The organism is Paenibacillus sp. FSL K6-1330 (assembly GCF_037976825.1).
GTDB lineage: Bacteria > Bacillota > Bacilli > Paenibacillales > Paenibacillaceae > Paenibacillus_AQ.
On the sequence record NZ_CP150269.1, the window covers coordinates 6037528 to 6063563 of the forward strand.

Here is a 26036-nt window from a genome sequence, read left to right on the forward strand (position 1 = left end):
AATATGCGACAACATCGGTCAGGACCACGTGCTATTCGCCGTTAACAGCACCTGCGGAGCACCATTCTCGGGATGGGCCACAATCGAGGGCTCCACCCGGAAAATTTGACGTATATACGCCGCTGTCAAAACTTCTTCCGGCTTGCCAACCCCGGCGATCTTTCCCTGATCAAGCACCAGCAGTTTATCGCAAAATTGGGCCGCCAGATTCAAATCATGCAGTACGCTGATCACCGTAATCCCGGACGAGTTCCGCCACTCCGCCACCATATCCATGAACTGAAGCTGATAGTGGATATCCAGATAGGTCGTCGGTTCATCCAGCATCAGCAGCGAAGGCTCCTGGACCATCACCTTGCCGAGCGCGACACGCTGGCGTTGACCGCCGCTTAACTCGGTAAGCCGCCGTTCTTCCAGACCATTCAGATCCAGCTTTCGGATAATGGCCTCAATAAGCGGGGCTGCATCCTTATCTTCACGGCCAAGCCAGTTCAGGAAGGGGAACCTTCCCATCTCCAACACTTCCCGGACGGTAAAATCGGTAGGATCAAGCCCTTCCTGCTGAAGCACCGCCACGATCCGGGCCAGCGTCTTACGAGTATAGTGTGCAAGCGCCTTGCCCCGAAGCGTCACACTTCCTTGCGTAGGATTCTCCACACCGGATAACAGCTGCATGAGGGTGGATTTACCGCTTCCGTTCGGACCGATGATCCCCCACCATTCCCCTTCGGCAATGTGAAGGTCCACGCCTTCAAGAATCGGCACCTTGCCATATGCTTTGCCAAGTCCTTGAGCTGTAATCATGATAGACCCTCCCTGCGCCGTTTTTTGTTCCGGTATAGCAAATACGCAAAGAATGGAGCGCCTATGAATGCCGTAACCACACCAAGCGGTATTTCCGTTGGTGCCAGCACGGACCGTGCCGCCGTATCGCACCAGACCATGAATATCGCGCCGCCCAGAGCCGACAGTGGAACAATGACGCGGTAATCGGAGCCGGTGATCAACCGGATCATATGCGGTACCACAAGTCCCACGAATCCAATCACGCCGGATACCGACACGGCTGCGGCGGCGAGCAGGGTAGCAACGATGAGCACGCTGGTCTTCAACCGATCCACATTCAAGCCCATATGGGCGGCCTGCCGTTCCCCCAGCGACAAAATATTAAGCGCCCGCGACCTGCTCCATAAGTAGATAAAACCTGCGATAAAATACGGGAAAAGGATGGCCGTATACGACCATCCACGCATGCTCAGGCTCCCCATCGTCCAGTACAGGATCTGGTTTACCGTATCTTTGGACATGACCGTCAGAAAGGAAACGACGGCGCCCAGAAACGACTGCATCACCACGCCGGACAGAATGAGCCCGTGGATCGGCAGTTTTCCTTGGTCCCTCGCCAGCAGCAGAACGGCCCATAAGGTGCCTGCTCCGGTCAGAAACGCTACAAGCGGCAGCGTGTAACCTCCGGCAAAGGAATATTCCATCCCGAAAAAAATCAGGGATGCTGCGCCAAGCGCAGCACCCGAGGATACACCAAGCGTAAACGGATCCGCCAGCGGATTGCGCAATACCCCTTGAAAGGCGGCTCCGGCGACGGCCAGGGAGGCTCCTACGAGCATCCCCAGCAATATGCGCGGCAATCTCACCTTCATTAAGATTTGCTCGGATGAAGCTTCCCAGCCCGGAACGATGGAATCGCCGATTCCCGGCAGCCGGTGCAGCAGCATCGCCCCAATCTCTCTCACAGGCAGGTGCACGGAGCCGATTCCGAGACTGACAACCAAGGTTAACAGTAATAGGATGATGCCGGCCGCACCGAATCCTGCAAGTTTTTTACTCATGGATTCATCAGTTCCGGATAAACGGCCTTCGCCACTTCCACCAACCCTTGCGTCACACGGGGACCAGGACGGCTGAGCAGGTTCGCATCCACGGATATGACCTGATCGTTCTTGATGGCTTCGATCTGATCCCAGCCGCCGCGCTCCTTAATCAGCTGATCCAATGTTTTCTTGGTTGCTTCATCAACCACATCGTCCGTGTACAGAATGACGTCGGGGTTCGCAGCAATAATATTTTCCTCACTGATTTCGAACCAGCCTTCCGCATCGCCGGCTGCGTTGACGCCGCCAGCTAAGGTGATGATCTCATCCATAAACTCGCCCTTGCCGACGGTCCATCCCGGAGAGAATTCCACATACACTTTCTTCTTGTCTTCATCCTTCACGGCTTTCACGGCTTCCGTAACGGTAGCCAATTCCTGCTTCATCTGATCCACGACCGCTTTCGCCTCCGCTTGACGGTCCGTAATTTGTCCGATCAGTTCGATGTTCTCCATCACGGCATCAATGGTTTTCAGATCATTGACGAACAGGGTAACGCCAAGCTCACGCAATTTCTCGGCATTCTGAGCATTCATCGAAGCCGCAAATACCACATCGGCATCGGCTGCAATAATAGCCTCTTCATTCACTTGGAACCCGCCCAATTTAGGCTTAGATTTGGCCGCTTCCGGATAATCGTCATTATCGGACACGCCAACGATTTCCTCATCCAGGCCCAAAGCGAACAGTTTTTCCGTCTCGGACGGTGTCAGGGATGCAATTTTGGCCGGAGCTTTCTCAAACGTCATTTCAACCCCGGTTGAATCCTTAACGGTCAGCGGATACGTCGTTTTAAGCTCTTCGCCGGAATCCGCCGGAGCTTCGTTATTCTGCTCTTCCTGCTGTGCAGGCTGCGTTGTATCCTTCGGCGCCGCTTCTTTGTCTCCACAGCCAATCAAGGCCAGAGCCATCAGTATGGCTACTAGAAGTACGGACCATGTTTTGTTTAATGCTTTCATCTCTTAAAATCCCCCTATGCATAATTGAGAACCTGGCGCTTTCGAGTTTACATTCCTTCGACCGATCCTTACCGGGAGAAAAACATCAATCGTCATACTCCAAAGAAAAGCAAAAATCCCTGACTCCTCGTAAACAAGGACTCAGGGATTACGTTTTAACATAAGGACATCTGGATAACCGTTCACAGATAGCGCCTTAAACTTCCGCCCACACATGCTGCATGGGTCCGGCAAACGTAATCCTCTCCTCGAAGGACCGTCATTCATTCGCCGAGGGCAGGTCTCCTGACTTGCAGGCTGTAACGACTTCTCCGCCTTCCCAAGCGCTATGGCTCAGTGGCATATGAAGAAGTCCCTGCTTCACAGTGGCGGGACCGTGCCGGACTTGCACCGGCTTCCCTATTAACCCGGCAGAAGGCAACAACGCCTTCTGTCCGGGACCCTCGCAAATAATATGAATTTATGTATGTTAGGCCAAGCATGGTTTCTCTGCCCAAAATTATAGGCGATAAACCTTCCTCTTACAACCGAAAGAATCGGTCATTTCAAATGCCTTATGATACGGATTTATCCCGTTATCGCCCATTCCGCACCGATATCATACGATTTCATTTATTCGCTTAACCGCACGCCTTCCCAGCGGTCTCCATCCCATGTCAATTGCAGCTTGAGCTCCTCGCCCGGTGACACTTGCGTTTCCCAGAATTCCGTATGCGGAAGGGTAGCTGCCGCGATCTGCCGGATGACGCCCCCATGGGTGACCACAAGCACATCCAACTCAGCCCTCTGTGTCCCAGAACCATAACCGGCTCGCTCTGCCTCTGCCTCTGCCTCTGCCTCTGCCTCTGCCTCTGCCTCTGCCTCTGCCTCTGCCTCTGCCTCTGCCTCTGCCTCTGCCTCTGCCTCTGCCTCTGCCTCTGCCTCTGCCTCTGCCTCTGCCTCTGCCTCTGCCTCTGCCTCTGCCTCTGCCTGCACAAGGGTATCCGGATCTTCCTCCACATGCAACAGTTCCTTCAAATCCAAATACAATCCGGTCAAGAATGCCTGAATCCGGGAACAGAACGCTTCCCAGCTCTCCCCATTTGGCGGCGTAACTTCTGCGGGGTTATCAATCCAGCGCCGATAGGAGATATCCGACTTCAAGTCCTCGTAGATGTTCCCTTCCCAAGCCCCGAAATCGAGCTCACGCAGCCGCGGATCATACTCGACACCTGGAATAAACCTGCCTGGATCTTCATCATCAGGAATAGCGGACATTGTTGAGTCCGATAAGATAACATTCAGCGTCTGCCTGCATCGAAGGAGATCACTGCAATAGATCCGGACGAACTGCTTGGTACAAAACCTTTCCAGCAGCGGGAGGAGCTGCTGTCTTCCTTCCACCAGAATCCCCTGATCCTCGTGACCGAGATAACGGCGCTCCTCGTTCCACAACGTGCGGCCATGACGGACCAAATGCAGGGTAATCCTCATATCCATAAGCTTCCTCCTGCTGCGGTCACAAGTCCGAGCACCACGGTACCCAGTAACGTAAACAATACTGATACGCCCAGCAGCAGACGATTTGTCACCTGAATATCCTCCGCTTCAAGCGGTCGTTCGGGATCCCCCATGTAAGCCCGGAACGAGATCACGCCTTGATAGGAATTCTCGCCTCCCAGACGAATGCCCAGCGCACCAGCTACAGCCGATTCCGGGAAGCCGCTATTCGGACTGGGGTGCTTTCGCGCATCCCTTCTGACCATCTTGATCGCTTTTTTCCATTGCAGCGAAAACATCGCAGCCACTATGGTCAACAGTCCTGCGGTCAGGCGTGCCGGTATCCAATTGGCGATATCGTCCAGCCTTGCGGATGCCCAGCCGATATGCTGGTATTTGTCGTTTTTATAACCGACCATGGAGTCGAGCGTGTTCACGGCCCGGTAGGCCATCGCCAGCGGCGCTCCCCCGATCAGGGCAAAAAACAGCGGAGCGATGACCGCATCCACGATATTCTCCGCAACCGTCTCCACCGTTCCCCGTACGATCTCCGGCTCATCCAGATGGCCGGTGTCTCGCCCGACAACCATGCTGAGCGCGCGCCTGGCCTCCGTGATATGGTCGGAGCGAAGATGGCCGTAGACCTCCAATCCTGCTTCACGCAGTCCCTTGATGGCAATCGTAGTCGCAATAAGCACGATCTCCACTCCCCACGCAAGCCAAGGATGAATCGCTGCACATAACAAGAGGAGCAGCCACGCCAGCACGAAGGAGCCACCGGCCACGATCACCGGCAGCAGAATGCCCGTCCACTTCAGGCTCTGAGCGGAAGTCGCCCAATGGCGTATCCAGCCTTCAACCCGGCGGATGGCTTTCCCCATGCCAATGACGGGATGGGGGAGCCATCTCGGATCTCCAATCAGCAGGTCCAGTACGACCGCTGCCCAAATGACCCACACGACGGTCATATCCGGTCCTCTCTTTCGGAGACAATGCTTTCCGTAACACTCTCGTAGACAAGGCGGCCGATCATGCCGCCCAGATCGGTTGCGGTTCCGGCATAATGGTGGTTCACGCCATACGCTGCATTGCCGCTGACCCCAAGGACCATCGCGTCCGTCGTCGTTCCGGTCGCGACGGCTCCGGTTTCATGATCCTTCACCCCCAGATCATGTAGCGCCGCGGCTTTCGCTTCCGTCGCCGTCAGCATGGCGTTCACCATACAAGCCGGCGTCATCATCCCATCCACCATCAGCATGATATTAATCGTGCCCGGCTGGTAAGCGGCAAAGGTCGTACGGCTCGACCCAGCGCGGGCTGCATTGCCCACGCCGGCGGTGGTGCAGCACAGGATGGAAGCCTGTTCACTCTGCTCTTCCTGGATGGAGGCATACTTCAGTTTTACCGCGGTCATCAATCCAGCTGTAGATTCAGCCGGATAACCGTGAGCAGCTATAAAGTTAGACATATCGTTCACGGGGGCGCTGCAATCATAATGCTTGTCCACATAACGATTCACGATATGATCCAAGCTTACGAATCCGCCGCCGTATATGGCGCTGCTAATGGACTCAGCTGGCTCCGGAAGCGATATCCGGATATGAGGCTGTTCCAGCTCTGATTCGAGGGACACCACCGCTCCCGGCCACGCATTCGAACGATATAGGTGATTCTTGCCTTTCAGAAAAGGTACTGCCATGTTTCTCTCTCCCTGCTCTCTATGATCTAAATCTGCTTGATCCCCAGCTTCATTGGTATGTGCCGTTTAATACCCTTAAGTTGCGTCTTCAGAAGAAATGCCAAGAACCTCCGCCATAATGGCAAGCAGCCTGTCGTTATCCGCGGCATGTTTAACGGCTAGCCGGATATGACACTCCCCAAGGCCCGGGTACATGGCGCAGCTGCGGACAAGCACGCCGCGTCTTCCCATCTCCGACTGAAACATCTCGGCACGCCATGGCCGCGGAAGCTCCATGAGTAGAAAATTAGCCTCGCCCGGCGTAACGTCCAGCCCCAATGCTCGTAAACCTTGTATGAGCTTCTGACGCTCTGCGCGAATCAATTGCAGCGTATTCTGCTCGTAGTCCCTGCCGCTGCCAAGACAAGCCTCGCCCGCAAGCAGCGCCAGTCCATTGACACTCCACGTCACCTGCTTGCCTGCCATCTTGCGTATCACATCGGGATGCGCGGCCGTATACCCGAGCCGCAGGCCCGGAATCGCATAAAACTTGGTCATCGATCTGACAATCACGGTTCGAGGATAGTCATGAAGCTCTGGCATCAGGGTCTGTCTGTCTCCCAGCGGAATAAAGTCGATAAAGGCTTCATCCAGCACCAGCCAGGTCCCTTCTTGCTCTGCGCATGCCGCTATTTCGCGGATATCCTCAAGGCTGTACTGAACCCCATTTGGATTGTTGGGCTGTCCCAAAAACACGAGATCCGTGCAAGCTATCAGCTCCATCACATCCGCCTTGTCTGCTCTCCAGTCCCTCTCCGGATGTCCGCACACGGAGCGGATGTCCGAACCAAATTTTAAGGACAACTCCCGGTATTCGGAAAAACACGGGTCAACCACGCCCACAGTCCCTGGCGATAGCCCCATCAACAACAGCGCCATGCACTCTGCCGCTCCGTTGCCGACAAGGATTCGCTGGGGATCGGTGCCTAGCTCTGCTGCGAGCAGCTCCTTGAACTTGCGGTGTCCCGGATCCGGATAACGAATGACCGCACTCATTCCCTTTTGTAAGGCCGTAATAACTCCTTGCGGTGGTCCAAGCGGATTAATATTGGCGCTGTAATCCAGGAAAGCCGAGGCTTGCCTTCCGAATGCGGCAGCGGCCGTCTCCACGTCCCCTCCATGGCCGTACACCTCGATCAAGGGTTGTTTTTTGTCGTTCATAAGGGCTCCTCCTGTTCCATGCCCTGGACTCTTGCAAGTCCTGCCGTTATGTAATGCCATCATTATGTCGCTACTGTCCCTGACTCGTCAACATGGAATCCTTTGTCTCTGTCTTAAAATTGGTTTACAATAGTCTGGAAGCACCACATTTTGAATTGTGACGACGGAGGATACTATGCTATTTATCGATAATCAGGGGATCCACGATCCATCCATTAATCTAGCAATTGAAGAATATGCCTTGAAGCACTTGTCCATGGATGAGAGCTACCTTCTCTTTTATATCAACAAGCCTTCCATTATTATCGGAAAGCATCAGAATACGATCGAAGAGATCAACCAGGAATACGTTCGTGACAACAACATTCAGGTTGTACGCCGGTTGTCCGGGGGCGGAGCCGTATACCATGATCTCGGCAACCTGAATTTCAGCTTCATTACGAAGGATGACGGCCAGTCCTTCCACAACTTCCTGAAGTTCACGCAGCCGGTCATCGACTTCCTGCAAAAGATGGGCGTGCCCGCCGAGCTCAGCGGCCGGAATGACCTGCAGGTCGGCGAGAAGAAAATTTCGGGGAACGCGCAGTTCTCGACGCGGGGACGCATGTTCAGCCACGGCACGCTCATGTTCGATCTGAACCTGGATGATGTACAAGCCTCGCTGAATGCCAATCCGGAAAAATTCAAATCCAAGAGCACCAAATCCGTCCGCAGCCGCGTGGCGAATATTAAGGAGCTGCTTGGTACGGATATGACCATTGAACAGTTCCGTGCCGAGCTGCTTCGCTCGATTTTCGGTATGGAGCCGGATCAAGTACCGCAATATGTCCTTCAGGAAAAGGACTGGGAGATCATCAACCAGATTTCAAAGGAACGCTATCAGAATTGGGATTGGAACTATGGACTCTCCCCTGAAAGCAATGTGAAGCATGCCAAGAAGTTCCCGGTGGGCATTATTGATATCCGCATGGACATCCGTGAAGGACATATCGGAGAGATCAAGATTTACGGCGACTTCTTCGGCGTCGGCGATGTCGCTGATATCGAGAACCTGCTTCGCGGCAAACGGTATGAAGAAACTGCTGTGCGCACGGCGCTATCCGGCATCAACGTCAAGCATTACTTCGGCAACCTTGAGCTCGACGATTTGATCGGCTTGATTTTTCTTGAGGAATAGAGCCGGCTCGTATTAAATAAGCCTCCCGCCCGTATGCTACATGCATAAGGGTGAGAGGCTTTTCATTTCAAACAGGTATACCTCGGATCAAGATGAGGCCATAAACACATACCAAACAAGGACCAGTGTTAACACGATACATACATTCTCTACCGTGCGTCCCCATTTGCTTCCGGTGCTCATGATTTTCAGTTTAATTCTCCATTTGAACGGAGGAAGCGGACGGATTCCGCGATTGGTCAATGCATCTGCAAGCAAATGGATGGAGTAGGATAAACCGCCGGCAAACCATAAGCTTTCCCCGCCGATCTTGCCCTGCGATGCAAAATATAGCAGGCCCGTCCATCCGGCAGCGGCATAGACGGTATGGGTTAACCCCCGGTGGGTCACCAAGGAGCCTGCAATGAGCACGCTGCCTGCGATTGTGTTCCATGGGCTGAAGCCCTGCCCGAAGGAGATCAGTCCGAGACCGATCAGGAACATGACGATATGGCGCAGGGTCCGGCTTGGCAGGTACGAAACAACCCCGATCAACCCGGCCAGGGCGATGTTCCATGGGGCATACTCCTTGCCGTAGAAGACAACGAAGATGGCTGCGCCAATCATCGCTAGCTGGAGGATCCGCAGCAGCCCGGAAGGAATGGCTTTGCGGACCAGCAGGGAGTTGGGCTCGTCGATGTCGGGAAGCAGTGCGCTAACCAAAGCCACTGCGGCAGCTGGCAACGTGACAGGCACTTCGCTCATGCCCATGACGGATAACGTAACCCCTGTGCTAATAATCAAATGAGCTCTGCCCATCATGATGACAATCTTCCTTTCTAAGCTCAATGCTGACTATGGGATCGATGGAGTTGCCGGTCTTCACGTCCAATAGCCCAGGGTCATGAGAATATACGTTCGGTTCATTAGTATAGCAAAATCATCCTCTTTTTGTCTACCCCTTCCACTTGGGTTAGGCTTAAAAATGGTTGTCCGATTCTCTGATATGGGATACAATTTGATCACTTGCCTCAAGGTTACGACCGGGGACGAATGTACGGGAATCTCATCAGGAGTTTCACATCTTCAAGAAAGGATGACTTCCGAGTGAATCGCTCACGAATTGCCGATCTCAGCCTGCTTCTGGTGGCCATGATGTGGGGATCTACGTTCCTCATCGTTCAGCATGCGGTCCGCGTGCTCCCGCCGATGGCCTTCAATTCGGTCCGCTTTTTGGGAGCGGCCCTGCTCCTTGTATTGATCATTACCCTCTTTTACCGGAGCCAGTGGAAGCTAATATCCGGCAAAATGCTGCTGCATGCTTGCCTGCTAGGTCTTTTTTTATTTATAGGGTATGCCTTTCAAACCGCGGGCCTTCTGTACACAACCACGTCCAATACAGGCTTTATTACCGGCTTGTCCGTCGTGCTGGTCCCTTTCATATCCTATGCCCTGTTAAAGCACTCCATCTCCAGATTCACCTGGATCAGTGCCTTGCTTGCAGCAGCGGGTCTGTATCTGCTTACCTTCACCGGTTCCGGCATGAGCTTGAATAAGGGGGATTTGCTCGTATTCGTTTGCGCCATCGGTTTTGCGCTCCATATTGGTTATACGGGCGTTTATGCCGGTCGGTACCCTGCTTTGCTGCTGGCGGCGCTCCAGATGGCTGTCGTGGGAGTATTTAGCTTAGCGGCATCTGCACTAACCGAACATGTCGGCAATGTGACCGACCTGATGGAGAAGTTGACCCAGCCGAACGTGCTGTTGGCACTGGTTGTATCCATCGGACCCACCAGCGCATTCGCCTTCTGGATCCAAACCGTCTGTCAAAAATATACGACGCCATCCAGGGTGGCCATCATCTATGCAACGGAGCCAGTATTCGCCGCGCTGACCGGAATCCTGTTCGCGGGAGAGCGGCTTACGCTCATCGGCGGCATCGGTTGTCTGTGCATTTTGGCGGGAATGGTGATTGCGGAATTGAAGTCTGCGCCACAGAAGGTACAATAGAGTTAAAGACAGAGACAGAAACAAAAGGAGAGATACCCATGACAACTTACAAATTGATGGCCATCGACATTGACGACACCTTGATCAATGACGATAAAGAAGTAACCCCCGGCGTCCAGCAGGCGCTTGAGCAAGCCGTAGCCCACGGTGTCGTCGTGACACTGGCAACCGGACGTGCCTATGCGTCTGCTCAAGCAATTGCGCGTCAAACCGGACTCAATGTTCCCATTATCACCTACCAGGGTGCCTTAATTAAAAATCTGCTCGACGAGAAGGTTCTCTACGAACGCTTCGTACCCGTCGATGCAGCCGTGAAGCTGTATGAATACTGCGTTGAGCACAATCTCCATCTGCAAACCTACATCGATGACAAGCTGTATGCCCGTGAAGAGAATCAGAAGCTGATCGATTACTGCGCCCTGAACCGGACGCCGTATTATATCGAGCCTGATTTTATGAAGATGGTTCAGAAACAGACCCCGAAAATGCTCATCATTGACGATCCCGACTATCTGGATGAACTGATCCCTGTATTCCGTGAGCTGCTGGGCGATGACATGCATATTACCAAATCCAAACCGCATTTTCTGGAGTTCATGCATAAGGAAGGCACTAAGGGACATGCCCTCACCTTCCTTGCGGATCATTTCGGCTGCGATCTCAAGGAGACCATCGCTGTCGGCGACTCCTGGAACGATCACGAGATGCTGGAAGCCGCCGGTCTAGGCGTCGCCATGGGCAATGCGATCGAGCCGCTTAAAGCGATTGCCGATTACGTTACGCTCGGGAATAATGAGGACGGCGTGAAGCATGTCATTGAAAAATTCGTGCTCAACCAAGGTTAATATACGGGACAAATAGATCTACACAAACAAGCCTCCATGATATCCATGGGGGCTTGTTTGTGTCCATAAAAAACGCAGCCATTGCGTTCCCTAACCGGTCACCTGGGGTGGCGCAAAGGCCTTGCGCCTGTCCGTTATTCCCGGTCCGGGTTAAACGTCAGAATCGGCTTCAGAAGTGCCGCATCGTTGAACTCCAGCAGGCCTACCTCCATGCACAGCTCCATCAATTTATGAATGCCGTTGAATTGCTGCAGATTCCGCTTATGAATGACGGATAACGCTTCGCGAACCATTTTTTGTGCCTGCTCAATGCTCTGATGCTCCACGGCCTGAATAATCTCCTTGATACTCTCCAAGAAATATACAGTCCGCCTTAGCGAGCGAATCAGCAAAATCTGCCTCACTTGCGACGGGGTGTACAGCCGGTATCCATTCTCGGGGTTTCGATCCGGAGTGATCAAACCTTCCTTCTCCCAGTGACGGATGGCGGACGACTCCACGTTGGTCAGCTCGGCGACCTCGCCGATCGTCATATGGGCTTTGAGCTTTTTGTCCTTGATGATGTTAAGCTCGGGATTCTCAAGCAACGCAAGCGTTTCATCCGCAATGTTTTTTTCCTGCAAAAGTTTGACTTGCTCCCCATTCACGACCCAGAGGGCTTCATCCATCTCCCTCTTCTGAATGTGGCGAATCACATCATAAGTCACCGCGTAACCAAAGCCCGGAAACATGGCGCGCAGACAACGGAAGTAGGCCATATGCATTTGCGTGTATAAACGGTAGCCTTTCTCGTTCCGGGCAGGAGGGGGTACCACTCCCCAAGCTTCATAATGCCTTAAAGCACTCGTGCTGATGTGCAGCTCTTTGGCGATATCTTTCGGCTTGTAGTAATGCATGCCGTTCCCTCCCCAATCACGATTGAGAACCTACTTTACCAGAATCGCAAGCCATTGGCAAACCTTAAATTAAAACATTAAAGTGCTATGAGAAGGCCTGCGGGATAACACCGTTGACTTGGTTAGATTCGCTACAAGACATCTTCTCACTTGCATCAATGTTGTATATTGAGTGGTGTAGAGACGAGTTGAACTTATTCTTAACAGCGGGAGGCTGATTATGATGAACGTGCACATAACCGAGGATGTTCCACAGAATAAAGAATACATGGATCTTAGAGTAGATGCAGGACTGCCTGAGGTTGAGATTTCGGCCATAGAGACAGCGCTAAACCGCAGCGTGCTGTCCCTTCTGGCCAGAGACGGCCATGACCGGCTGATCGGGATGGGAAGGGTCGTAGGTGACAGCGCTTTCTATTTTCAACTGGTGGATATTATGGTTGCGGCCTCTCACCTTGATCAGGGTGTTGAAGAGATGATTGTGTCCGAGCTGCTCTCCCGCCTGGAAAAAATAGCGCCAAGCGGAGCCGAGGTCACTGTCATCACGGACGTGCCCGGAATCAAGCTGTACCAACAGGCCGGCTTCAAGCTGCTGTACCCTGATCGATACGGCATGGCCAGGTCTGTGTAAGAGAGCGGTGCCTTCAAACCTGTGTAAGGCATCCCACTGGGCTGCGTAATCGCTTCCGCTACATTTTCACGCTCCTAGTCACAAGAACTCATAATTTTCTTCACTTGCTCAGCTTTACTGTCATCCCCGCCATCGCCACACGGACTCCCTCTGGAAGAGGCAGCTCATTCCGAACGTCGACGTCGTGCGACATATGGGTATACACCGTTTGGCGAGGCTTCACCTCGGCGAGCAGCTCTGCCGCTTCCTTCATGTCATAAACGGAGCGCGTCTCGAATTTGGCAGTTTCATGAACAAAGCTCGTTCCCAGCACCAGGAGATCCACGTCCTTCAGCGGTTCCTTTTCCGCAGGGCTCAGATTAATCGAGTCTGAATTGTATACCCATGTGTACCCTTCCTTCAGGAACCGGTATGCGTAGGAGTACCCGTTCTGTCCATGGTTTACTTTCCAGCAGGAAATCTCCCAGCCGCCAAGCGTCATCCCATCGTCCACGGCCGTCATCTCCATCTGACGTGGAAGCCATGGATACTGGCGTACAATCTGCTCCAGCACCTCGGCAGGGGCGTATAACCGACCTTTTTCCCTCTGCCATCTGCAGGCATCACTCCATTCCGGAAGACCGCCGATATGATCAAAATGGGCGTGCGTAATCAGCATATCACTCATCTTCCGCTTTCTTAGCCCCTCCATCATAGAGCGCCAATCCGGGCCGCAGTCGATCATGAAAGTCGTTTCTTCGCCCCCCACCATCACGGCAGAGCGCAAACGCCGATTGATTCCCGTATTCCGAGCTTCCGTGCATACCTCGCAATCGCAATATACCCGCGGAACGCCCATGGCATCTCCCGTTCCCAAAAAAGTCAATGTATCCCCGCTCACATGACATCCCCCATTTGTGTTATCGATTCGTTCTTGGTTACGCAAACCTTGTCCCTATATTGTATAAGCGCACGAAGAAAAAACAAAGACCGCCCGGATCATCCCGAACGGTCTTTCGTCATTCCTGCCTAACGATACGGTATCATAGCCATTCACTAAGCAAAAGAGGGCTTATTATCGTCAACAGCTCCACTGATGACCTTGACGTATTTCTTATCTACACCTTCCACGGAAGGACCAACATATACACTGCTCTTGCTTGAGCGTCTGACCGAGCGCTTCCGGGTTTTCAGCGTACTCATCATCGGTACGGGTCCCCGAACCACCCAGCTGCTGCTATTGGCGGACCCCTGCGGATGACCTGACGTTCTCTTCTTCTCATTCCTGCTCACGACGAATCCCCTCCAACTAAATGCCTGATGGTACGAAGCAGCTCACGATTCTGTTCTACAACCTCCGCGAGATCTTCATCCGTAAGAATCTCATGTCCCGTAAAATGCACGGACAATACATGATTTACACCTAAAGGATAGCAGAACACATACACCTGCGCAACTTCCTCTTCGTGATAAAATGCCCATTTCCCACTATTATAGACATCTATCACGTAAATCGACTGGTTACTTGGCGAATGTTCCTTATTCCCATCGAACGGGAAATACCGTCCTCTACCTACATTACCCCCAATTTGGGCAATGCCTTCATCTCTTCGGCCCCAGAACGCGGCGCCGGTCACCCTGAAGTCCCCTGCAGCCGGTGGGAGCAAGGAGTTTCGGACAGCTTCACTCAGTGCATGATATTTTTCAGCTTCATCATTCACATGCACATTTCGGTTATATTCCCAGAAAAAATGCAGCACGCTTTGCTTGCGCCTCAGCTCCGCATCCTTCTGCTCAATCACGGTGCTCGGGTTGTTGTAGAACCCTTCGGTTTCGATCGCACTCAGAATATGCCCGCAAGCGACATCGACCGCTGATTTGTAATCATCATCGCTTCGCAGTTCGTATTCGAGCAGCGTTAAGCCCTGCAGGTCGGAGAGTAGATGGTAATCCTTAACGATAACGTCTTGAACGGAACTGCTGTCTGCCTCCACTTGATCCGGGATGATGCAGTACACCCTTCGCCGCCCGAGCTTTCCCCAATACAGCCCCATCTCGAACAACGTGTTGTCGCGAGTAACAAATACATGTTTGCCTCGAATGAGGGCCACATCATCCGGAGAAAAGACGAACACACCAAAATCACTGGACGCCAGCTGCTTCTCCAAAGCTTCCATCGTATACATGTTCGCCCCGAACGTCCCGCCGTACCAAGGTGTCACTTGAGCGGATCGTTTGAGCTGTTCGTGGATCGCCCGTGCATACTTGATGGCCTCTCTGGAAGAACCTATGAATAAATTCGGCTTCGGTATGGTCATAGGCACATCCTATTCTCCCTTTGTTATACATTTTAGTCTTATTCGACCATTATAACAAAGTTGCCTATTTTTGGGTGAAAATTATGGCAGGCGCATGTTGGTATAGTATATGCTAAGGTCTCAAAACAGACCCCATAAATAACCATGTGCCTGTGTCCCGATCTTCAATGGCAAAGAAAAAAGGGCGGTCAACATTCATGACGATCGGCTCGGTAAGCTGAACGGCTCCTGTCTCAACCATAACCGCTGTAATCGCGGCGGCCTCCGTGCCCTTCTCACTGACATCCACCACCGTTTTGTGTTTTACCTTTTCAATCCAAAATTTCTCTCCATCGTCTGCCATGGCGCTAAAATCAGCTGCATCCCTGTCGAATGCCTGAATCATTCCCAGGCTTTGAAGCGCATCCGGCAGCTCGAAGGTCTGTTCCACCTTAAATTTGGGCAGCCCAAGCTGGATGGTCTCATGCGAGAAATCGTCTTTCCAGGCGGACGCATCCTTCCACAACTGCTGCTGCAGCTCATCCATAGATGAGGTTTCCTTTGGCAGGATGACCAGCATGTGCATTCGGCCATCTCCATAAGGAATGCGGATGGCCTGCCAGGACGCCCCTTCTTTGTAACTGTATCGTGCTTCCCGCTTCATCATCGGAATTTTTTGCGTGGTGCCGTCAGAAAGCGTGAATTCTTCCTCTACGGTATTCGCCGGATCAAATTCATCCATCCACCCGCCGTTAAAATAAATGGCATTGATCAGAACCGCAACGCCGCCCGGAGGTTTATCATATATCGAAGGGATCATGCCGCTGGTCTTGTCGTTTACCCACTGGTTTATAGCATCCATGGCATCGGCATGCATCAAGTTGGCCTCCTTAACTTCAGCACGATAGCTATCCTTAACGGTCTGCAAATACGGCTTCTTCATCTCAAGTCCTTGCTGGTGCCACACGGAATTGGCCACGTTCAGCACGACCCCGCCCCCGTTCTCCAGCAATGATCGCAGCTGGCGGTTCCCATCGTTTATATCCGCATCATTCATGCCCTTCCAGCCAAGCATATCGGACATCTCGGCCGCCGTATCGCCGGCTGTGCCGTTATAGGCAAGTGCCAAAGCTTGCGTGATGCTGTATGGAGAAATAATCAGATTACCGTTCTTGTACTCAGGGCTATTCGATAACGCTTGATGCAAGCGTAAGCCAAAATCATTCTGCGCTTTCACCATGCCGGTATCTACCTTGCCCAATACCTCTTTGCGTTCCTGAGCTGACAATTCCTTCACTTTGGGCTCCTTATGCACAATTGCTTGCGGTTCCCCTGACTGGATCCCGCTGCCCTGAGCGCAAGCGGTAAGCCCAATAAGCAAGCACAGGCCTGTGAGTACCTTTCTTTTTCGCATAACCTTGTCCCCCTTCAATGTCAGATTCTTTATCTGCTATTGACGGAATGACACCACCTAATGTTTCATATAAAGGATCATTTATCCAAATTCAGTTGGCAATCAACTTTATCACCGTTACAATGTAGAGAACTCGCACCGTACTTAAGGCATATACAGAATACAGAGCGAAAGGAGTTTCTACATATGCAAAAAATTCGTCTTGAAGGCAGCAAAGTTACGCTAAGATCCAGAAAACCCGAGGATACCCCAGTTTTATATAATTTGATCTATGGCAATGAGAATCCGGAATGGAAAAAATACGACGCTCCTTATTTCCCGCTCAAGCAGATTTCCTATGAAATTTTTGAAACGCAGTGGAACGCCGACTTCGAAACCGATCAATTTCCGAATGACCTGCTCATCGAAGCCGAGGGAAAAACGATTGGCATCGTCACGTTTTATTGGGAGCATGAAACCTCACGCTGGCTGGAAGCCGGAATCCTGATTTACGATCCGAGCCATTGGAGCGGTGGCTACGGTACGGAAGCACTGTCGCTCTGGATTGAATGCCTGTTTCAAAATCTCACCATCGCCCGTGTTGGCATCACCACCTGGTCCGGCAATCCGAGAATGATGCGCTGCGCGGAGAAGGTTGGCATGTTGCTTGAAGGCCGCATGCGGAAGTGCCGGTATTACGAGGGCGTCTACTACGATTCCATTCGTATGGGCATTCTGCGAGAAGAATGGGAAGCGCAGAAAGCCCAAGTATAAAGCAAGATTGTTACTGCACAATCCCTATAAACAGAATACTTGCAGCGCATGAGGCATTATTCAGACGATTGCTAATATTCTGTACGTACAAATAAGCGAGCCGGCCCAGGAGATCCTGGACGGCTCGCTTTCTCTTTTTTTGATCGACGGGCCATTTACGAAACGGGACTTAGCACACGACTATCCCTCATGAGTCCATCCAACCATCCGTCTGCCATCAAGTATCATAGCCCGGCCAGCACCTGATACCAGACTCCACGCTTGGAATACAGCGTCTCGCGCACCTCATCCCATCCACCCAGATACTCGATATCAAATAGCCCCGGCGGGTTGAAAAACCGATCCTTCGTCTGTTCAAACACCGATTCTTCAACCGGACGGAACCCATATTTCACGAAGATGTTCTGCGCCTCCGGTGTGCGCAAGTACTCCACAAAAGCGGCCGATACATCCTGAGTGCCGTGCTTTTCAGCAAAACGTTTGACGACTGCAGCCGGATTCTCGATCAGCATCGTATGCTGCGGCACAACGATATCATACTGGACGCCTTGGGCAATCCGGGCAAGCAGCTCGTTCTCATACGTTACGATCACATCTCCGACCCCGTATTCAAAAGCCGCCATGGAAGCCCGCCCGCTTTTATCGAGCGACTCCACATTGCGGTGAACCGCTTCAAGGAAAGCTTTCGCTTCGGCAGGATCACGCTTTCCGTTCTCTTCGGATTGTTTCAGCCCCGCGCCGTAGATCGCGTTAATATCCCACTGGGCGCCGCCCGAGGTCTTCGGATTCGGATACAGCACCTTGACGTCCGATCGGGTCAGATCGTCGAAATCCCGTATCCCTTTCGGATTTCCCTCGCGCGTACCGAGAACGACAATCGATCGTGTCACCATGCCGTTATACGGCTGGGATTTCCATTCCGGGTCCACAAGCCCTTCCCTGACCAGCTTGTCGACATCCCCTTCCATGGCAAGCAGCGTGACGTCGGCCTCGAATCCGCCCGTGATGGCACGAGCTTGTGTTCCGGAAGCCTCGTAGGATTCCTGAAACCGAATCGTTTCTCCCGTCTGTTCCTTCCACTGCGCTTGAAAAGCAGGGATGATCTCGGACAGGGCATCTCTGGCCACGCTATACGCGCCCAGAACGATCGTTCTCTCTCCGGTTGGGGTTATCACTTCTTCGCTATCGGGCGGGTCACTCGTGCATCCTGCCATAACAAAACTGAAGAGAAGGGCCATGCCAACCAGCAGGAATGAGTTACGTTTCATATTCAAGATCCGCATGAATGAATCCACTTCCCTTCGGATATTTAGAATCATCAGATCATAATTGGCATCGGGTCAACCTTCAGTCGATTCTCCTCGATCCAGCTGTGGTCTTCATTAAAGAGATAAGCCCGGTGAACGAGGACGCGGACCTCTTGACCCGGATACAGCGTTTCCTTCTCCAGTGAACGGTAGGTGATCAGCTTATGTCCCTTAACCTCTACCTCCACCAGCCATTCGCTGCCGCGGAAATGCAGATGACGGACGATCCCCGTCTCTGTTGCGGACAACACGCTGAAATCATGCTTGCTGCCAATCTCGATATATTCCGGACGAATCAGCGCACGCGTCGCATTCTTGTTAGCCGCTGCCTCAAATCCCTTCAGCTCGGCCGCGCTCGAAATCACGGTGGATTCGCCTATGAACGAAGCAACGAACGGCGTCTTCGGCTCCTTGTAAATATCCCAAGGCGTTCCCTTCTGCTCAACACGCCCCTGATTAATAATCATAATTTCGTCCGCGACTTCAATCGCCTCATCCTGGTCATGCGTCACAAAAATCGACGTTATGCCGACCCGCTCGATCAGCTCGCGAAGCCAGGAGCGCAGCTCCTGGCGGATCTTCGCATCGATGGCTGCGAACGGTTCATCCAATAACAGCAGCTGCGGTTCAGGCGCGAGCGCTCTGGCAAAGGCTACACGCTGACGCTGTCCACCGGATAACTGGTGCGGATAGCGGCTCTCGAAACCTGTTAAACCGGTCAGCTCCACCAATTCCATGACCCGGTCCTTGATTATGGCCTTGGGAGTCTTCTTCACCTTCAAGCCGAAAGCGATGTTATCAAATACGGTCATATGCTTAAACAAGGCATAATTCTGGAACACAAAGCCGATTCCGCGCTCCTGCGGCGGAAGATCATTGACCACTTGACCATGAAAGGAGATTTGCCCGGAATCCGGATTCTCGAGCCCCGCCAGCATGCGCAGGATGGAGGTTTTACCGCCTCCGCTGGGCCCCAGAAGTCCAATCAGATGTCCCTTCTCAATCTCGAAGCTGACATCCTTGACGGCATGAAACGTACCGAAATGCTTGTTCAGATCGCGAACTTCCACATGCATATCAATGCACATCCTTTCTTTTTTTGGCCCATTCCATCAGCAGCAAGAGTCCCACCGAGAAGGCAGCCAGTACCAATGCGACGCCATTCGCCGCAGCCACATTAAAATTCTCCACATCCTGATATACAAGCGTCGTCGCCGTCTGAGTTTTGTTCATGATATTACCGGACACCACCAGCACTGCACCAAACTCGCCCAATGAACGGGCTACCGTGAGCACCAGGCCATATACGACAGCCCATCGGATGGAAGGCCATGTTACCTTTCGGAACGTTGTCCATCCGTAAGCCCCTAACGTCGCTGCCGCTTGTTCCTGATCATTCCCAATTTCCTGCAGGACAGGCATGACCTCGCGAACCATGAGCGGAAACGTGACGAAGAGTGTCGCGATCACCATGCCCGGGAAAGCATACACCACCTTAAACCCGATCCCTTCAAAAAAACCGCCCATGATGCTGTCGGGTCCGAGCAGCAGTACAATCATCAAACCGCCAATGACCGGCGATACCGCATAGGGCAGATCGACAATGCTGTTCAGAATGCCTTTGATCTTGCGGCTGAGCCAATTCGCCCGTACCAGGTACAACGCCATCATGATGCCAAATAGCGTATTAAAGAACGTAACGAATACCACAATAAGACCCGTCATCATCAGGGCATGCAAGGCTTCCGGCCTGAACAGACCTTCGGCAAACCCATTCAGCCCTTTATCAAACGCACCGATCGCAATTCGGGACAGGGGGATGATTAGCAGAATGATAAATACGGCGTACGTAAGTCCGATCCACAGACGTCTCAAACTCGTCTCCCCCTCTGCTGTACGGCATTGATCACCCAGAGGATGATGAAAGAGAGGGTAAGGAGCAGAATAGATACGGCAGCTGCTCCAGCAGGATTATCGCTCTCGACCTCACCAAAAATAAAAACCGATGCAATCAGCGTTCTTCCCGGAATGTTGCCGGCCACCAAGACAACGGCCCCGAATTCGGCCAATGCTCTTGAGAATGCCAGCATGCCTCCGCTTATAATCCCTGGTAGCATCGACGGCAGGATAACTTTAAAAAAGGTTCTCGTCCTGGAAGCTCCCATCGTATATGCCGCTTCTTCCTCCAGCGGGTCGAGCTCCTCCAGCAGCGGCTGAACCGCCCGGATGACAAACGGAAACGTGACAAACATCATCGCTATCACAATCGCGGGCTGGTGGAACACAATTTCAAAACCCAATTTCTCTGCCAAACCACCGAGGAAGCTCCCGGGGCCCAGCAGCAGCAATATCATCAGACCACCTACAGCTGTCGGCAGCGCAAAAGGCAGGTCGACCAGACTGTTCAGCAGCGTCCTTCCCGGAAACTTATAACGTATGAGCACCCATGCAATCATCGTTCCGATAAGCACGTTGATGAAAGTAGAGATGACGCCCAGCTTGATGGTAAGCAGCACAGCCTTCCACGCTATCGGATCCATAATGCTCTCCGTAAAATGACTCCATCCTGCAGAGAATGATTGCACATATACCCCAAAGATCGGCAGTACGATCAAGGCAAGAAAATAAAGCAGTACGGTACTTCGAAAACCCCAAGTCCAACCTTTATGACGAATCCATGTTGTCATATCGTATCCCTCCCGCCTCCGGGTGGCATCCCGGTCGACACTTTCACAAACCATCTTTATATTTCCTATTTGTATACTTGGTTTTCTTTACACATACTTTACCAAAAGCTGAATCCCATCGTCAATCCATCTTTTGCACTTTATCGGGTAAAATAATAGAAATGGTAAGAAAAACGTCTGTCGACGTACTTTCTCAGTAGACAGACCGCATTTAGCGGAAGTTTTTCTTGCGAGATAAGGATGCTAAGCCTCGGATGTTTATACTTTCTTATCTCTTAAAAAATGAGGAGGTATTCTACATGCTGTATACCGGTGAATTAGATACGCAAGGCCGCGATGAGATGAGGGATATTACAAGGGAGATCCACTCCTACGTGAAACAGAGCGGGGTCCAGCAGGGAACGGTGCTGATCTATTGTCCGCATACGACGGCGGGGATTGCCATCAATGAGAATGCGGATCCTGATGTGAAACGGGACGTCCTGATGTCGCTGGATGAAGTCTATCCATGGAATCATCCCAAGTATCGCCATGCGGAGGGCAACACCGCTTCCCACCTCAAATCGATCACCTGCGGCCCTTCCCAGACCGTGATCATTCAGAACGGACACCTGCTTCTCGGACGTTGGCAGGGCATTTATTTCTGTGAATTTGATGGTCCGAGGCAGCGCCAATATCATGTGAAGATCATGGAAGGATGATCCCTTAAATAAGATTTTATGTTGACGCCAGCACATGTATAACAACACAAAAAGCAGACAGGCACATGCTAGGGGGCGTGGACCTGTCTGTATTTTATTCATTAGGTGATTGACGTTTCAACGCTAGATCGTTGTAACGGATTGAAGTATCAAACTACACGTCTTGGCAACATTTCAAAATCAGACCCTGCTGTATAGACTCCGGCATAACACTTTGATATGGGTAAGAGCGGCTGGTTTAATCTCATCAAAACCAATTCTGTCCTGAATATAATACGATATAAATCCATGCAGCGACAAAAACAAAGTCAGCGGAACGGTTCGCCGTTCTTCCTCACTGTAATTCTCCTCAAGCAAATACTGACGGACCAGCATAGCAAACATTTCAAAACAGCGTCCCTGCTCAGAGCGACAGTAGGACAGCAGTTCTTCGTCCCGAATCATGAACATGATTTCGTATTGGTAAGGATTATCCAGACCGAAACGAACGAATTCCAGCATCAGCTGCTCCAGCTTCGATACCCCGTCACAGGGAGGCTTTCCTGAGATTTCCAACAGCAAATCATTTAGATCATTAAAGTCCTTCATGACAATGGCGTAGAAAAGCTCCGCCTTTTCCTTAAAATGATAATACAAGGAGCCATGGCTGTAACCCAGATGCTGCCCGATGCTTCGCATCGATATGGCCCTGTATCCTTTGGTTATGAACAAATGCCTGGCTGCTTCCAGTATCCGCTCTCTCGACAACTCGCGTTCTACTGCTCTTCTTGCCATATTATTTTATTCCCCTTCAATAAAATAAAGCCGCTCTCCCTCTGTGATCAAGGACTGCCCCTGTGTCAAATCCACCATCCAAGTCATAAAGCTTTGCGCATCACCATCGAGCGGCAAGCAGGTCAAGGTCACCGTGTCGGCAAAGTTTGTCTCTCCCATACGAACGCCCCGGTTACGAAGCTCGTTCTCCACCTTACCCAGCCAGGTATAATCCAGCTCCACGAAAATCTCCCGGTGCAGAACCCTTGTAATCGGTTCGCCTGACTCAATCGCAGCCACGGCTCCGTCGGTGTACGCCCGGATCAATCCGCCCGCACCCAGCATAATGCCGCCAAAATAACGCGTGACCACAATGGCTACATTCTTCCGCCCCTGATTGCGGATCACCTCGAGAATCGGCTTCCCCGCCGTTCCGCTCGGTTCCCCGTCATCCGATTGCTTCTGAATCTCATCCCGCTCTCCGATCATATAAGCAGAACAATTATGGGTAGCATTCCAATGTTTTTTCTTGATCTCTTCAATAAAAGCGACGGCTTCCTCTTCGGTTTCAACTGGCATTACGTGCCCGATGAAACGCGATTTCTTGATGACGATCTCTTTGGAGCCCATCTGACGTACCGTTTTGTAACGATCCAGCATGAACCTACAACCACCTCTATATTGCCAAGAAAGCAGTCCACGGCAATGATATGCCAGCGGACTGCTTCCTTCAGCGTCTTACGTCTAATCTAATGAAAGTGTCAGATTATTCGGAAAGTCTAGCTTCCAATTCGGCCTTCTCTTTCTCATACCCAGGTTTGCCGAGCAATGCGAACATATTTTTCTTGTACGCCTCTACGCCCGGTTGGTCAAACGGGTTGACACCCAACAGATAGCCGCTGATACCGCAGGCCTTTTCGAAAAAGTATACCAGATATCCGAACGAATAGGGAGTGAAATCTGGAATTGTCACAATCAAATTCGGAACTTGTCCGTCTGTATGGGCCAGCATGGTGCCTTGGAAGGCCTTTTTGTTGACAAAATCCAATGTTTTCCCGGTCAGGAAGTTCAATCCGTCCAGATCATCCGGATCCGATTCAATCGTAATATGCTCGGATACGTTCTCAACCTGAATGACCGTCTCGAAGATGTTGCGGCTGCCTTCCTGGATGAATTGACCCATGGAGTGCAGATCGGTAGAGAAATCGACGGATGCCGGGTAGATCCCCTTGTAATCCTTGCCTTCGCTCTCGCCGTAAAGCTGCTTCCACCACTCGGATACAAAATGCAGGGAAGGCTCGTAGTTCACGAGGATCTCGATGCCTTTGCCTTTACGGTAAAGCGCGTTACGAACCGCCGCATATTGGTATGCCTCGTTCTCGGCTACGTTCGGGCTGCTGTATTCCTTGGATGCGTCAGCCGCGCCTTGCATCATTTCTTCAATGTTGATGCCTGCCGTAGCAATCGGAAGCAGACCCACCGCTGTCAGCACGGAATAACGTCCGCCCACATCGTCAGGGATGATAAAGGACTCGTAGCCTTCCTCGGAAGCCAGCTTCTTGAGGGCGCCCTTCGCTTGATCTGTCGTAGCGTAAATACGTTTGCGAGCTTCTTCCTTGCCGTATTTCTTCTCCAGTTCCGCACGGAAAATACGGAATGCGATAGCCGGCTCCGTCGTTGTGCCGGATTTGGAGATGACGTTGACGGAGAAGTCTTTGCCTTCAATCAATTGAAGCAGGTGGGTCACATAAGTGGAGCTGATGTTGTTACCCGCAAAATAGATTTCCGGTGTCTTGCGCTGGTCCTTCGACAGCTCATTATAGAACGAATGCGACAGCATTTCGATGGCCGCGCGTGCCCCGAGGTAGGAGCCACCGATTCCGATAACGATCAGAACGTCCGAATCGCTTTGGATTTTGGCAGCCGCTTTCTGGATGCGCGAGAATTCTTCTTTATCATACTGCGTCGGCAGGTCGATCCAGCCCAGATAATCGGAGCCGGCTCCCGTACCGTTATGTAACTGTTCATGAGCTGTGCGGATCGGCTCAGCGAAATAATCAACTTCGTGCTGATTAACAAAAGTCAGTGCTTTACTGTAATCAAACTTGATTTTTTTAGACATGCCTTAAAACCTCCTGTGAATTTAGAAATAGGATACTTTAATTTAATAACGACCGCAAGTTTCACGGGCCAACCGTCATCTATTCTTCATGCGCGGATCTCCTTACCGCTTCCATTCCTCACAAACGCTGGCTTCGTTTCGGGAACCCATGCTAAGATAGAGTGGATCAGGAATCCATAATCGAAGGTGATATAGCTATGAAAAAAATCGGGTTTATCGGACTGGGCACCATGGGCGCTCCCATGGCCTCCAATCTGCTGAAGCAGGACTACGATGTGACCGTGTATAACCGCACCCACGAAAAATGCCGTCCGCTCGCCGAACAGGGAGCCTCCATTTCGGAGACGCCTCGTGAAGCGGCTGAAGGACAAGATCTTGTTATTACGATGGTAAGCAACGACCAATCCATCCGCGATGTATTCTACGGAGAGAACGGTCTGCTTGGCTCCCTGAAGAGCGGGATGACCGTCATTGACTGCAGTACGATCTCCGAGAGCCTTGTCAAGGAGATTGCTTCCGCCGTATCCGGTCTCGGCGCTTCCTTCCTGGATGCCCCGGTAACCGGCAGCAAGCCTGCAGCGATTGATGGAACCTTGGTCTTCATGGTTGGCGGCGATGCCGCGGTCATCGAAGCCCATGCAGACGTATTTGACACCCTGGGCAAAAAAGTCATCCACATGGGACCTAACGGAAGCGGCGCTGTCGCGAAGCTTGCGCATAATACCATTGTGGGCATTAACAATCTGGCGCTTGCCGAAGGCTTCGCCATCGCCGCGAAGTCGGGCATTCCCGCTGACAACTTCCTGGAGCTCGTGCAGTTGGGATCAGCTGGCAGCAAAGCGGCAGAGCTGAAGGGACGCAAAATTATCGAGGGCGATTTCAGCAACCAGTTCTCGCTTGCGCTCATGCTCAAGGACCTTAAGCTGGCCTCTTCACTCACCGATGGCATCGGAATGCCTTCCCCGATGCTGAATCTGGCAAAGAGCCTGTTTCAAGCCGGTGCCAGCGAAGGCTATGGCGAAGAGGATCTTTCCGCTGTCGTGAAATGCTATGAAGCCTGGATCGGCCAGAAAATCGGCGAACAGCAGCCATAATACCAGCTAAACCATGCTTTACCTTACACTGGCCTCCTTTATACTGGTTCCGGATTATCCGGACCAGGAGAAGGAGCCAGTTTTTTTGGTCTTTTCATGTTTTTACTTCCAGAAGAAACTTTTTGCATTTTATTTCGTCTACTATGCGAAGGGAGGAAATACAAC

27 protein-coding genes and 1 riboswitch are annotated in these 26036 nt (G+C 51.9%); of the genes, 7 read left to right on the plus strand and 20 right to left on the minus strand.

Translation table 11 applies throughout. The annotated features are described in order from the left end of the window. Window positions 1–18 precede the first annotated feature (18 nt). The 7 genes from NYE54_RS27465 to cobD all read right to left on the minus strand — a co-directional run bounded on the left by NYE54_RS27465 (window position 19) and on the right by cobD (window position 7226). Window positions 19–804 (minus strand): ABC transporter ATP-binding protein, encoded by a 786-nt coding sequence (locus tag NYE54_RS27465; protein WP_076324604.1) that lies wholly within the window; start codon window positions 802–804, stop codon window positions 19–21. Further along, window positions 801–1847: an iron ABC transporter permease gene (locus tag NYE54_RS27470; RefSeq protein ID WP_076324605.1), complete on the minus strand. Its 1047-nt coding sequence runs from the start codon at window positions 1845–1847 to the stop codon at window positions 801–803. Before NYE54_RS27470 ends, NYE54_RS27465 begins: the two co-directional genes overlap by 4 nt. Further along, a complete protein-coding gene (locus NYE54_RS27475) occupies window positions 1844–2848 on the minus strand; it encodes an ABC transporter substrate-binding protein (RefSeq protein WP_339267634.1) in 1005 nt (334 codons plus the stop codon). Before NYE54_RS27475 ends, NYE54_RS27470 begins: the two co-directional genes overlap by 4 nt. 257 nt (window positions 2849–3105) lie before the next feature. Further along, window positions 3106–3308, minus strand: a riboswitch (cobalamin riboswitch). A gap of 152 nt (window positions 3309–3460) precedes the next feature. After that, the gene (locus tag NYE54_RS27480; RefSeq protein WP_339267635.1) at window positions 3461–4327 is read right to left on the minus strand and encodes a histidine phosphatase family protein; all 867 of its coding nucleotides are present in this window, start codon (window positions 4325–4327) and stop codon (window positions 3461–3463) included. Further along, window positions 4318–5295, minus strand: a complete 978-nt coding sequence (gene cbiB, locus NYE54_RS27485) for an adenosylcobinamide-phosphate synthase CbiB (protein ID WP_339267637.1) — start codon at window positions 5293–5295, stop codon at window positions 4318–4320. The genes NYE54_RS27480 and cbiB overlap by 10 nt, the downstream gene beginning before the upstream one ends. Further along, a complete protein-coding gene (locus NYE54_RS27490) occupies window positions 5292–6026 on the minus strand; it encodes an adenosylcobinamide amidohydrolase (protein WP_339267639.1) in 735 nt (244 codons plus the stop codon). Before NYE54_RS27490 ends, cbiB begins: the two co-directional genes overlap by 4 nt. A gap of 75 nt (window positions 6027–6101) precedes the next feature. Beyond that, window positions 6102–7226, minus strand: a complete 1125-nt coding sequence (cobD, locus tag NYE54_RS27495) for a threonine-phosphate decarboxylase CobD (protein WP_339267640.1) — start codon at window positions 7224–7226, stop codon at window positions 6102–6104. A 175-nt stretch (window positions 7227–7401) separates the two neighbouring features. Here cobD and NYE54_RS27500 point away from each other — a divergent pair, with 175 nt between their 5' ends. Beyond that, window positions 7402–8403, plus strand: a complete 1002-nt coding sequence (locus tag NYE54_RS27500; RefSeq protein ID WP_215163392.1) for a lipoate--protein ligase — start codon at window positions 7402–7404, stop codon at window positions 8401–8403. Window positions 8404–8490: 87 nt separating this feature from the next. Here the strand turns inward: NYE54_RS27500 and NYE54_RS27505 are convergent, their stop codons facing one another. Continuing rightward, complete coding sequence (locus NYE54_RS27505) at window positions 8491–9204, minus strand: metal-dependent hydrolase (RefSeq protein WP_076324612.1); 714 nt, start codon at window positions 9202–9204, stop codon at window positions 8491–8493. A 285-nt stretch (window positions 9205–9489) separates the two neighbouring features. Between NYE54_RS27505 and NYE54_RS27510 the strand changes: the two genes are divergently transcribed. Beyond that, complete coding sequence (locus NYE54_RS27510) at window positions 9490–10392, plus strand: DMT family transporter (RefSeq protein ID WP_339267643.1); 903 nt, start codon at window positions 9490–9492, stop codon at window positions 10390–10392. Window positions 10393–10430: 38 nt separating this feature from the next. Further along, the gene (locus tag NYE54_RS27515) at window positions 10431–11237 is read left to right on the plus strand and encodes a Cof-type HAD-IIB family hydrolase (RefSeq protein WP_215163395.1); all 807 of its coding nucleotides are present in this window, start codon (window positions 10431–10433) and stop codon (window positions 11235–11237) included. Window positions 11238–11371: 134 nt separating this feature from the next. Here NYE54_RS27515 and NYE54_RS27520 read toward each other — a convergent pair whose 3' ends face one another. Next, window positions 11372–12133 (minus strand): TioE family transcriptional regulator, encoded by a 762-nt coding sequence (locus tag NYE54_RS27520; protein WP_339267646.1) that lies wholly within the window; start codon window positions 12131–12133, stop codon window positions 11372–11374. Window positions 12134–12353: 220 nt separating this feature from the next. Here NYE54_RS27520 and NYE54_RS27525 point away from each other — a divergent pair, with 220 nt between their 5' ends. Further along, a complete protein-coding gene (locus tag NYE54_RS27525; RefSeq protein ID WP_339267647.1) occupies window positions 12354–12764 on the plus strand; it encodes a GNAT family N-acetyltransferase in 411 nt (136 codons plus the stop codon). Window positions 12765–12864: 100 nt separating this feature from the next. On the opposite strand, the gene NYE54_RS27530 is transcribed toward NYE54_RS27525, so the two are convergent. The 4 genes from NYE54_RS27530 to NYE54_RS27545 all read right to left on the minus strand — a co-directional run bounded on the left by NYE54_RS27530 (window position 12865) and on the right by NYE54_RS27545 (window position 16454). Continuing rightward, the gene (locus tag NYE54_RS27530) at window positions 12865–13644 is read right to left on the minus strand and encodes an MBL fold metallo-hydrolase (protein ID WP_339267649.1); all 780 of its coding nucleotides are present in this window, start codon (window positions 13642–13644) and stop codon (window positions 12865–12867) included. 155 nt (window positions 13645–13799) lie between these two features. Next, window positions 13800–14036: a hypothetical protein gene (locus NYE54_RS27535; protein ID WP_339267651.1), complete on the minus strand. Its 237-nt coding sequence runs from the start codon at window positions 14034–14036 to the stop codon at window positions 13800–13802. Beyond that, the gene (locus NYE54_RS27540) at window positions 14033–15061 is read right to left on the minus strand and encodes a nucleotide-binding protein (protein ID WP_339273679.1); all 1029 of its coding nucleotides are present in this window, start codon (window positions 15059–15061) and stop codon (window positions 14033–14035) included. Before NYE54_RS27540 ends, NYE54_RS27535 begins: the two co-directional genes overlap by 4 nt. Window positions 15062–15173: 112 nt before the next feature. Further along, window positions 15174–16454 (minus strand): serpin family protein, encoded by a 1281-nt coding sequence (locus NYE54_RS27545; RefSeq protein ID WP_339267653.1) that lies wholly within the window; start codon window positions 16452–16454, stop codon window positions 15174–15176. Between the two features lie 186 nt (window positions 16455–16640). On the opposite strand from NYE54_RS27545, the gene NYE54_RS27550 reads away from it, so the two are divergent. Beyond that, window positions 16641–17207, plus strand: coding sequence for a GNAT family protein (locus NYE54_RS27550; protein WP_339267655.1), 567 nt, complete (start codon window positions 16641–16643; stop codon window positions 17205–17207). A gap of 224 nt (window positions 17208–17431) precedes the next feature. Here NYE54_RS27550 and NYE54_RS27555 read toward each other — a convergent pair whose 3' ends face one another. The 4 genes from NYE54_RS27555 to cysT are packed head-to-tail and all read right to left on the minus strand — an operon-like array spanning window position 17432 to window position 21201. Then, window positions 17432–18490: a sulfate ABC transporter substrate-binding protein gene (locus NYE54_RS27555; RefSeq protein ID WP_339267657.1), complete on the minus strand. Its 1059-nt coding sequence runs from the start codon at window positions 18488–18490 to the stop codon at window positions 17432–17434. A gap of 35 nt (window positions 18491–18525) precedes the next feature. After that, a complete protein-coding gene (cysA, locus tag NYE54_RS27560) occupies window positions 18526–19590 on the minus strand; it encodes a sulfate ABC transporter ATP-binding protein (protein WP_339267659.1) in 1065 nt (354 codons plus the stop codon). 1 nt (window position 19591) lies between these two features. Then, the gene (locus NYE54_RS27565; RefSeq protein ID WP_098748656.1) at window positions 19592–20389 is read right to left on the minus strand and encodes a sulfate ABC transporter permease subunit; all 798 of its coding nucleotides are present in this window, start codon (window positions 20387–20389) and stop codon (window positions 19592–19594) included. Beyond that, window positions 20386–21201 (minus strand): sulfate ABC transporter permease subunit CysT, encoded by an 816-nt coding sequence (cysT, locus tag NYE54_RS27570; RefSeq protein WP_071222617.1) that lies wholly within the window; start codon window positions 21199–21201, stop codon window positions 20386–20388. The genes NYE54_RS27565 and cysT overlap by 4 nt, the downstream gene beginning before the upstream one ends. 299 nt (window positions 21202–21500) lie before the next feature. On the opposite strand from cysT, the gene NYE54_RS27575 reads away from it, so the two are divergent. After that, a complete protein-coding gene (locus NYE54_RS27575; RefSeq protein WP_071222616.1) occupies window positions 21501–21902 on the plus strand; it encodes a secondary thiamine-phosphate synthase enzyme YjbQ in 402 nt (133 codons plus the stop codon). Window positions 21903–22082: 180 nt separating this feature from the next. Here the strand turns inward: NYE54_RS27575 and NYE54_RS27580 are convergent, their stop codons facing one another. The 3 genes from NYE54_RS27580 to NYE54_RS27590 all read right to left on the minus strand — a co-directional run bounded on the left by NYE54_RS27580 (window position 22083) and on the right by NYE54_RS27590 (window position 24777). Further along, entirely contained in the window at window positions 22083–22676 is a 594-nt protein-coding gene (locus tag NYE54_RS27580; RefSeq protein ID WP_076324627.1) for a TetR/AcrR family transcriptional regulator, read from the minus strand. Window positions 22677–22682: 6 nt separating this feature from the next. After that, complete coding sequence (locus NYE54_RS27585) at window positions 22683–23315, minus strand: YigZ family protein (protein ID WP_339267661.1); 633 nt, start codon at window positions 23313–23315, stop codon at window positions 22683–22685. Between the two features lie 106 nt (window positions 23316–23421). Further along, window positions 23422–24777 carry a glucose-6-phosphate isomerase gene (locus tag NYE54_RS27590; RefSeq protein WP_098748659.1) on the minus strand — a complete coding sequence of 452 codons (1356 nt, stop codon included), beginning with the start codon at window positions 24775–24777 and terminating at the stop codon, window positions 23422–23424. 197 nt (window positions 24778–24974) lie between these two features. Here NYE54_RS27590 and NYE54_RS27595 point away from each other — a divergent pair, with 197 nt between their 5' ends. Further along, a complete protein-coding gene (locus NYE54_RS27595; protein ID WP_339267663.1) occupies window positions 24975–25871 on the plus strand; it encodes an NAD(P)-dependent oxidoreductase in 897 nt (298 codons plus the stop codon). Window positions 25872–26036: the final 165 nt, after the last annotated feature.

Coding starts and splice junctions, on each gene's coding strand:
- NYE54_RS27465 (WP_076324604.1), bottom strand. CDS start 804: ATGATTACAGCTCAAGGACTTGGCAAAGCATATGGCAAGGTGCCGATT.
- NYE54_RS27470 (WP_076324605.1), bottom strand. CDS start 1,847: ATGAGTAAAAAACTTGCAGGATTCGGTGCGGCCGGCATCATCCTATTA.
- NYE54_RS27475 (WP_339267634.1), bottom strand. CDS start 2,848: ATGAAAGCATTAAACAAAACATGGTCCGTACTTCTAGTAGCCATACTG.
- NYE54_RS27480 (WP_339267635.1), bottom strand. CDS start 4,327: ATGGATATGAGGATTACCCTGCATTTGGTCCGTCATGGCCGCACGTTG.
- cbiB (WP_339267637.1), bottom strand. CDS start 5,295: ATGACCGTCGTGTGGGTCATTTGGGCAGCGGTCGTACTGGACCTGCTG.
- NYE54_RS27490 (WP_339267639.1), bottom strand. CDS start 6,026: ATGGCAGTACCTTTTCTGAAAGGCAAGAATCACCTATATCGTTCGAAT.
- cobD (WP_339267640.1), bottom strand. CDS start 7,226: ATGAACGACAAAAAACAACCCTTGATCGAGGTGTACGGCCATGGAGGG.
- NYE54_RS27500 (WP_215163392.1), top strand. CDS start 7,402: ATGCTATTTATCGATAATCAGGGGATCCACGATCCATCCATTAATCTA.
- NYE54_RS27505 (WP_076324612.1), bottom strand. CDS start 9,204: ATGATGGGCAGAGCTCATTTGATTATTAGCACAGGGGTTACGTTATCC.
- NYE54_RS27515 (WP_215163395.1), top strand. CDS start 10,431: ATGACAACTTACAAATTGATGGCCATCGACATTGACGACACCTTGATC.
- NYE54_RS27520 (WP_339267646.1), bottom strand. CDS start 12,133: ATGCATTACTACAAGCCGAAAGATATCGCCAAAGAGCTGCACATCAGC.
- NYE54_RS27525 (WP_339267647.1), top strand. CDS start 12,354: ATGATGAACGTGCACATAACCGAGGATGTTCCACAGAATAAAGAATAC.
- NYE54_RS27540 (WP_339273679.1), bottom strand. CDS start 15,061: ATGACCATACCGAAGCCGAATTTATTCATAGGTTCTTCCAGAGAGGCC.
- NYE54_RS27545 (WP_339267653.1), bottom strand. CDS start 16,454: ATGCGAAAAAGAAAGGTACTCACAGGCCTGTGCTTGCTTATTGGGCTT.
- NYE54_RS27550 (WP_339267655.1), top strand. CDS start 16,641: ATGCAAAAAATTCGTCTTGAAGGCAGCAAAGTTACGCTAAGATCCAGA.
- NYE54_RS27555 (WP_339267657.1), bottom strand. CDS start 18,490: ATGCGGATCTTGAATATGAAACGTAACTCATTCCTGCTGGTTGGCATG.
- cysA (WP_339267659.1), bottom strand. CDS start 19,590: ATGCATGTGGAAGTTCGCGATCTGAACAAGCATTTCGGTACGTTTCAT.
- cysT (WP_071222617.1), bottom strand. CDS start 21,201: ATGACAACATGGATTCGTCATAAAGGTTGGACTTGGGGTTTTCGAAGT.
- NYE54_RS27575 (WP_071222616.1), top strand. CDS start 21,501: ATGCTGTATACCGGTGAATTAGATACGCAAGGCCGCGATGAGATGAGG.
- NYE54_RS27580 (WP_076324627.1), bottom strand. CDS start 22,676: ATGGCAAGAAGAGCAGTAGAACGCGAGTTGTCGAGAGAGCGGATACTG.
- NYE54_RS27585 (WP_339267661.1), bottom strand. CDS start 23,315: ATGCTGGATCGTTACAAAACGGTACGTCAGATGGGCTCCAAAGAGATC.
- NYE54_RS27590 (WP_098748659.1), bottom strand. CDS start 24,777: ATGTCTAAAAAAATCAAGTTTGATTACAGTAAAGCACTGACTTTTGTT.
- NYE54_RS27595 (WP_339267663.1), top strand. CDS start 24,975: ATGAAAAAAATCGGGTTTATCGGACTGGGCACCATGGGCGCTCCCATG.